Origin of the sequence: Dietzia sp. SYD-A1, assembly GCF_015356725.1 — a bacterium.
GTDB lineage: Bacteria > Actinomycetota > Actinomycetes > Mycobacteriales > Mycobacteriaceae > Dietzia.
Genome location: NZ_JADDKI010000267.1, coordinates 1 through 7,258, shown reverse-complemented (window position 1 = coordinate 7,258; position 7,258 = coordinate 1). Strand labels below are relative to the sequence as shown.

General features: G+C 70.8%; 6 protein-coding genes and 1 pseudogene. 1 reads left to right on the top strand and 6 read right to left on the bottom strand.

Annotation, left to right across the window (positions count from 1 at the left end; genetic code table 11):
• On the top strand, positions 1-960 hold a 960-nt coding region (locus tag IY392_RS11480; protein WP_194861294.1), incomplete at its 5' end, for an alpha/beta hydrolase.
• A gap of 57 nt (positions 961-1,017) precedes the next feature.
• Here the strand turns inward: IY392_RS11480 and IY392_RS11475 are convergent.
• From IY392_RS11475 to IY392_RS11455, 6 genes and pseudogenes are all read right to left on the bottom strand, one after another.
• Positions 1,018-2,205, bottom strand: coding sequence for a lipid-transfer protein (locus IY392_RS11475; protein ID WP_194861293.1), 1,188 nt, complete (start codon positions 2,203-2,205; stop codon positions 1,018-1,020).
• Entirely contained in the window at positions 2,202-2,636 is a 435-nt protein-coding gene (locus tag IY392_RS11470; RefSeq protein WP_107755717.1) for a MaoC family dehydratase, read from the bottom strand. Before IY392_RS11470 ends, IY392_RS11475 begins: the two co-directional genes overlap by 4 nt.
• The gene (locus IY392_RS11465; protein WP_194861292.1) at positions 2,633-3,703 is read right to left on the bottom strand and encodes a bifunctional MaoC family dehydratase N-terminal/OB-fold nucleic acid binding domain-containing protein; all 1,071 of its coding nucleotides are present in this window, start codon (positions 3,701-3,703) and stop codon (positions 2,633-2,635) included. The genes IY392_RS11470 and IY392_RS11465 overlap by 4 nt, the downstream gene beginning before the upstream one ends.
• 47 nt (positions 3,704-3,750) lie before the next feature.
• Complete coding sequence (locus IY392_RS19605) at positions 3,751-4,968, bottom strand: acyl-CoA dehydrogenase family protein (RefSeq protein ID WP_309234170.1); 1,218 nt, start codon at positions 4,966-4,968, stop codon at positions 3,751-3,753.
• 36 nt (positions 4,969-5,004) lie between these two features.
• Positions 5,005-6,057, bottom strand: a pseudogene (locus IY392_RS19600) (acyl-CoA dehydrogenase family protein); the annotation flags it as partial.
• 88 nt (positions 6,058-6,145) lie between these two features.
• Positions 6,146-7,258, bottom strand: a 1,113-nt coding sequence (locus IY392_RS11455) for an acyl-CoA dehydrogenase family protein (protein WP_194861290.1), incomplete at its 5' end; no start/stop codon positions are given.

Below are 7,258 nucleotides of genomic sequence, written 5' to 3'. Positions count from 1 at the left end.
GACCGACCGTCGGGCCGCACGCCGACGCTGACGGGCCCCGGCGAGCAGGGGACCCTCCGCTCCCGCGGACTCGCCGGCGGCCTGAGGATGTTCGTCCGCCCCGCCCTGGACAAGATGCCGGCTACCGACGCGTCCCTCGGTCGACTTCGCGCGCTGACCTCCGGAGCCGGCCGGGCGGCCGCTCTCGAGACCACCAACGACTGGTCCTCGGACGGTCCCGTGCCCGGGTTGTGGGTGGGTCGCAAGCGGTTCTTCCACTCGGACAAGGTGATCTTCCATATCCACGGCGGTGGCTTCACCTTCGGATCCCCTTGGTCGCACAAGGCCCTCGCCTCGCGGATGGCCAGCGAGACCGGCGTGCCGGTCTTCCTGCCCGACTACCGGCTCGCGCCCGAGCACCCGCACCCCGCGGCCACCGAGGACACCCTCGCGGGCTGGGAGTGGCTGCTGAGCATGGGCTTCCGGGCGCAGGACATCGTGGTGGCCGGGGATTCCGCCGGCGGCAACCTCGCCCTGCAACTCGTGGCCGCCCTCGGCGCGGAGAAGGCCGCGATGCCGGCGGGGGTCGTCCTGCTCTCACCGTGGGTGGATCTGGACTTCACGGACATGACCGCCCGCGACCGCACCCGCAAGGACCCGTTCCTCGCCCTCGGCCTGGCCGAGCTGTGCCGACGCCAGTACGCCCCGGGGGTGGACCCGGACGATCCCGCCATCTCGCCGATCAATCACGTCCCGTCCCCGGACTGGCCGCCGTTCCTCATCCAGTGCGGGGGCGAGGAGATCTTCTGCGGGGGGATCGAGAAGCTCGCCGAGCGGTTCGCCGAACACGGGGTCCGGCACGAGTTCCAGCTCTGGCCCCACCAGTTCCACGTGTTCCAGGTGTTCCACCCCCTCGTCCCCGAGGCCAAGCTCGCGGTGCGCGACATCGGGTCGTTCATCCGCGGGTGCCTGCGCGGCTGAGCCCCGAGGTCGGGCCGTCGGTCGGCCCCGCGGTCAGCCGCACCGCCATACCGTCGGTCAGACCGTGAGCACCAGGCCCGACGTCGGCACCCCGGTGCCCGCGGTGACGACCAGCTTCTCCGCACCCGGCACCTGGTTCACCGAGTCGCCCCGCAGCTGACGCACGCCCTCCGCGATGCCGTTCATGCCGTGGATGTAGGCCTCGCCGAGTTGCCCGCCGTGGGTGTTGAGCGGCAGCCGCCCGCCCACCTCGAGCGCGCCCGGATCACGGACGAAGTCCTTGGCCTCTCCTCGGCCGCAGAAGCCGAGCTCCTCGAGCTGCATGAGGACGTACGGCGTGAAGTGGTCGTACAGCACCGCCATGTCCATGTCCTGCGGACGGAGTCCGGACTGGGACCACAGCTGATCGCCGACGATCCCCATCTCCGGCAGCCCGGCGAGCTCCGGGCGGTAGTACGAGGTCATGATGTATTGATCGGGCCCCGAACCCGAGGCGGCCGCCGCGATCGACACCGGCCGGTGCGGCAGGTCCCGGGCGCGTTCGGGGGTGGTCACGACGATCGCCTGGCCGCCGTCGGACTCCTGGCAGCAGTCCAACAGGTGCAGTGGCTCGGCGATGTAGCGCGAGCTCTGGTGATCCGCGAGCGTGATCGGCATGTCGTAGAAGAACGCGTTCGGGTTGACGGCCGCGTGCGTGCGGTCCACCACCGCGATCCGGCCGAAGTCCTCGCTCGTGGCCCCGTAGTCGTGCATGTACCGCCGGGCGACCATCGCCACGAACCCGGCCGGGGTCGACAGCCCGTGCGGGTAGGAGAACGCGTTGTCCGTCCCGGACGAGTTGACCTGCTGCACCAGGGCCGAGTTGACCTGGCCGAACCGCATCCCCGACCGTTCGTTGAACGCGCGGTAGCAGACCACCACCTCGGCCACCCCGGTCGCCACGGCCATCGCGGCCTGCTGCACCGTGGCGCACGCCGCGCCGCCGCCGTAGTGGATCCGGGAGAAGAAGTTCAGGCTGCCGATGCCGGCGGCCCGCGCCACCGCGATCTCCGTGTTGGTGTCCATCGTGAAGGACACCAGGCCGTCCACGTCCGACGGCTGCAGTCCCGCGTCGGCCACGGCCGCGCGCACGGCCTCGGCGGCCAGACGCAGCTCGGAGCGGCCCGAGTCCTTGGAGAAGTCGGTGGCACCGATGCCGACGATCGCGGCCCGGTTGGCGAGTGACTCGGCCGCGAGGGTGCTCACTGTGGATCTCCGTTCATGTAGAGGGTCGCCGTCGAGGTGACGTGCGCGCCCAACGAGTCCGTGCCGACGATCTTCAGAGTGACCAGCCCGTCGGCGTCGACCCCGGTGACCTCACCGGCCAGGGTGAGCGTGTCGTACGCGTACCAGGGCACTCCGAGGCGCAGCCTGATCGACGTGATCCGGGCGCGCTGACCCGCCCAGTCGGTGACGAACCGCTGCACCAGACCCGTGTCCGTGAGGATGTTGACGAAAATGTCCTCGGAGCCCTTGGCGTGAGCGAGGTCGCGGTCGTGGTGCACGTCCTGGAAATCCCGGGTCGCCAGAGCGGAGGCCACGATGAACGTCGGGGTGCCTTCGACGGTCAACTCGGGCAGACGGTCCCCCACCGCCACCGCGGGCGGCTCGGCCGGGCAGATCACTCGATCACTCACTTCGACTCCTCCCGCTCGGCGCTCGCGTGCTCGGTGGTCTCGCGGTCGGCGACCGGCCGCCAGGCGTACAGGGTCCACGGCTCGGTCCCGAAGGCGGCGTCCTCGCCGGGGTCGCCCGGCATGTCGAGGAACTCGACCTCGACCGGCATCCCGATCGTCACCTCGGCCGGGTCCACCTCGCGCAACTCACCGAGCATCCGCACCCCCTCCTCCAACTCCACGAGGGCGATGACGAACGGGAACCGGGTGCGTCCCGGGACGCGTGGGGCGTGGTGGGTGACGAAGCTGTACACGGTGCCGCGACCGGAGGCCACGACGTAGTCGGTCTGCTCGGACCTGCCCTTCCACAGCGCCGGGACGGGCGGGTGCTGCAGCGAGCCGTCCTCGAGTGTCTGGATGCGCAGTTCGTGGGCGCGGACGCCGTCCCAGAAGAAGCGCGTGTCCTGCGAGACGGACGGGCGCATGACCTTTCCCACCACCAGGTCGTCCGTAGGGGCCCCGGAGCTCGAGACGATGCCGGCGGGCTTGGTAGCGGGCTCGGCGTCACGGGCGGCGGGGCGGAACTTGAGGATCCGGAAGTCCATCTCCGCCACGAGCTCGTCACCGACCCGCCAGTAGTTGCGGGTGGTGAAGAACCAGCCCTCCCCCAGGCCCGTGGTCTTGGGTCCCACGACGTCGGTGAGCACCGAGGAGATGGTGACCTCCTCGCCCGGACGGGTGTACCGGTGGTAGGTCGAGTCGCAGTTGGTGGCCACCACCGAGGTGAAGCCCTCGGCGTCGAGGATGTCGGTCATCCGCCCCAGCGGGTCGTCGGCCTCCCGAGCCTTCCCCAGACCACGCATGGTCCACACCTGCGCCATCGCCGGCGGGGCCACGAGGCCACCGTGGCCGGCCGCCCCCGCCGCGGCCTCGTCGGTGTAGATCGGGTTGACGTCACCGATCGCCTCGGTCCAGTTGCGGATCATCGGCAGGTTGACGGGATCTCGGCCCGTCCTGGGTGCGCTGCCCCCGGACCGGCGCACCTCGTCGGCGGCGGCGAGGATGCGGTCCGCCTGCTCGTCACTCATGGATGTCCTTCTCGTTCGGTGGTGGACGTGGCCGGATCGGGCCGCCGTCAGCGGGCGGTGCGGGGCATGCCGAGGCCGCCCATGCAGGTCAGTTCGCGCATGACCTCGTTGACGCCTCCCCCGAAGGTGATCACGACGTTGCGCTTGTTCATCATGTCGAACCACCGCTGGAGCTTCGCGGTGTCGGGATCGGTGGGGTCGCCGAAGCGGCCGAGTAGTTCCTCGATGATCCGACCGACGTGTTGGATCCTCTCGGTGGAGAACACCTTGGACGCGGCCGAGTCGCCCATCGACGGGTTCTCCCCGGCGGAGGAGACCTGCCAGTTGAGCAGTTCGTTGAGCCGGACGAACGCGAAGATCTCGGCGAGCCCGCGACGGACCTCCGGCCGGTCCAGGTGCCGGACCCCGTCGGCCCCGGTGCCGCGGGCCCAGCCGACCAGCTCGTCGTAGTACCCGCCCGGTCGGCCGGACGGCGCCAGCATCACGCGCTCGTGGTTGAGCTGGGTGGTGAGCATCTTCCACCCACCGTCGACCTCGCCGACGACCATGTCCGCCGGGACGCGCACGTCCGAGTAGTAGGTGGCGTTGACGTGGTGGGCGCCGTCGCAGGTGATGATCGGGGTGTACGAGAACCCGGGGTCGGTGGTGTCGACGATGAAGATGGTCAGTCCGCGGTGCCGGGAGTCCGGGGCCCCGGTGCGGGCGGCCAGCCAGATGTAGTCGGCGTGATGGCCGCCGGTGGTCCACATCTTCTGCCCGTTGATGATCCAGTCGCCGGTCGCCTCGTCGCGCCTGGCGGTGGTCCGCAGCGCGGCGAGGTCGGTACCGGCGTCGGGCTCGGAGTAGCCGATGGCGAAGTGGATCGAGCCGTTGAGGATGCCGGGGAGGAACTTCTCCTTCTGCGCCTCGGTACCGTATTTCTGCAGGGTCGGGCCCACGGTCTGCAGCGTGACCGACGGCAACGGCACGTCGGCGCGGGTGGCCTCGTTGGTGAAGATCAACTGCTCGATGTGGCCGAAACCCTTACCGCCGAACTCCGTGGGCCACCCCACGCCCAGCCACCCGTCCCGGCCCATCCGCTCGATGATCTTGGCGTAGGTGTCGCCGTGGCGGGTGGTGGCGATGTCCGCCGCCTCCTCGGGCGAGATGAGCGTGGAGAAGTACTCACGGAGCTCGGCCTGGAGGGCTCGCTGGTCTGAGGTGAGGTCGATGAATGTGCCATCCGGCGCCGCTCCGGCGTCGGCGTCGGTCGAGGCGGGTGCCACGTACTCGACGGGGTCGGACGCCACCGCCGACGCGAGGTCGTCCAGGTGGTACTGCGCGCCGCCGACGAAGCGGGCCAGGTCCTTCACCGCCGACGAGTACCGGAACATGGGGTAGGTGATGTCCACCCCGACCCCGCCGTGCAGATGGTGCAGCATCTGCACCGCTCGCGGCCCCTCGGTGGCCAGCCAGTAGGCACCGATCGCGGGATCGGTGGCGTAGCGGTCCGCCGGGCCGGTGAGCCCCTCCGAGACCCGCCAGGTCACCGACTGTGAGATCACGTGCAGAGTGCGCGAGATGATGTAGACGTCGGCCAGCTCCTGCTGGACCGCCTGGAACGAGCCGAGCGGCTTGCCGAACTGCACACGCTGCTTGAGGTAGTCGGCGGTCATGTCCAACGCGCCGGAGACCAGGCCGTCACCGTGGGCGATGCACGCCGCCAGGACGAGCCGTCGGAACTCGTCGAGGACCGATCCGTCCCCCGGGCCGCGGAGCACGTCGTCGTCGACCGGTGTCGCCTCGAACCGCATCGCGTACTCCGGCACGCCGAGCGACCCGAGGGTCGGGGTCAGGGTGACCCCGGGGGCGTCGGGGGCGACGACGACGAGGGCGGGCGTTCCCTCGGCCGTGGACACCGGCACCAGGACGGATCGGGCCTGGGCGGCGTAGCGGACCGCGGTGACGGTGCCGCTGATCGTCCCGCCGTCGAGGCGCACGGTGGGTTCGAGCGGGAGCGGGCTCCCGGGCTCGGCGAGGGCGGCGGTGAGGATGCGGCCGTCCTCGACACCCTCGAGCAGCGCCTTCTGCTGGTCCGCGGTGCCGAGGGCGACGATCGGCATGACGCCGAAGCCGAGGGTCTCGAGCGCGGGGATCACCACGCCGGACCGTCCGACCTCCTCGAGGACCACGGCGATGTCGGCCACCGAGAGGTCGTCACCGCCGAGCGCGGCGGGCAGGCCCAGCGAGAGCAACCCCGACCCCGCGAACGCGGACCACAGCCGCTCGTCGTAGCCGGCGTCGGAGACTCCACGGCTGGGCAGCGCGGTGAGCAGCTCGTCTGCCGGGGCGGCCGTGGTCAGTGCGCCGGCCACGGCCTCGGCGACGGCGGCCTGGGTCTCGGTACGGGTGAAATCCACGTCAGATCAGTCCTTAGTCGAGAGGGGTTCAGGCACGGGTCGGTCAGTCCCTGGGCAGGCCGAGGATGCGTTCCCCGACCACGTTGAGCAGCACCTGCTCCGTGCCGCCGGCGATCGACAGGCAGCGGACCATGAGGAACTTGCGCCCCTGCTCGGTGAACTCGACCCCGCCGGTACCGGTGAGCTCGAGCCCGAACTCGGCGATGTCCTGGCGGTGGCGCACGCCCACGATCTTGCGGACGGAGGACTCGGCGCCCGGGCCGGAACCGGAGAGGCTCCGCAGCGCGGTGCGCAGGTCGAGCAGGCTCCCCACCACCCCGTCGGCGACGTGCCTGCCGAGCTCGTCCAGGACCAGGGCGTCGTCCTGGGCCCCCGCCGCGCGGATGAGTCCGATGATCTCCTCGGCGGCCTCGCCGAGCGAGGAGCCGCCGCCCATCGCCACACGCTCGTTGGCCAGGGTCGTCCGCGCGATCTTCCAGCCGTCGTTCACCTGTCCGACCTGGAACTCGTCGGGGACGAACAGGTCCTCGAGGTAGACCTCGTTGAACAGCGCCTCACCGGTGATCTCACGCAGTGGCCTGGTCCGGATGCCCTCGGATCTCATGTCCACGAGGAAGTAGGTGATGCCCTTGTGCTTGGGGGCGTCGGGATCCGTGCGGGCCAGGCACATGGCCCAGTCGGCCTCGCGCGCCAGGGAGGTCCACACCTTCTGGCCGTTGATCCGCCACCCGCCGTCGACCTTCTCGGCGGTCGCGCGCAGCGCCGCGAGATCGGAGCCGGCGCCGGGCTCGGAGAACAGCTGACACCACCTGATCTCGCCGGCCATGGTGCCGCGGACCAGCCGGTCGGCGTGCTCGGGTGCGGCCTGCAGGATGGTCGGCACGGCCCAGCCGCCGATGGTGATGTTGTGGCGGCTCACGCCCGCGGCCTCGAGCTCCTCGTCGATCAGGAGCTGTTCGGCGGGCGAGGCCCCCAGGCCCCACGGCTCGGGCAGGTGCGGCATGAACAGTCCGGTGTCCGCCAGGGCCCGCTTGCGCTCGTCACCGGAGACCGCCGCGACCGTCGCCACCAGGGCCCTGATCTCCTCGCGACGGGATTCCAGACCCTCGACCTCTGACAGGTCGATCTCGAGGTGTCGCCGAGCGCCGGCCAGGGT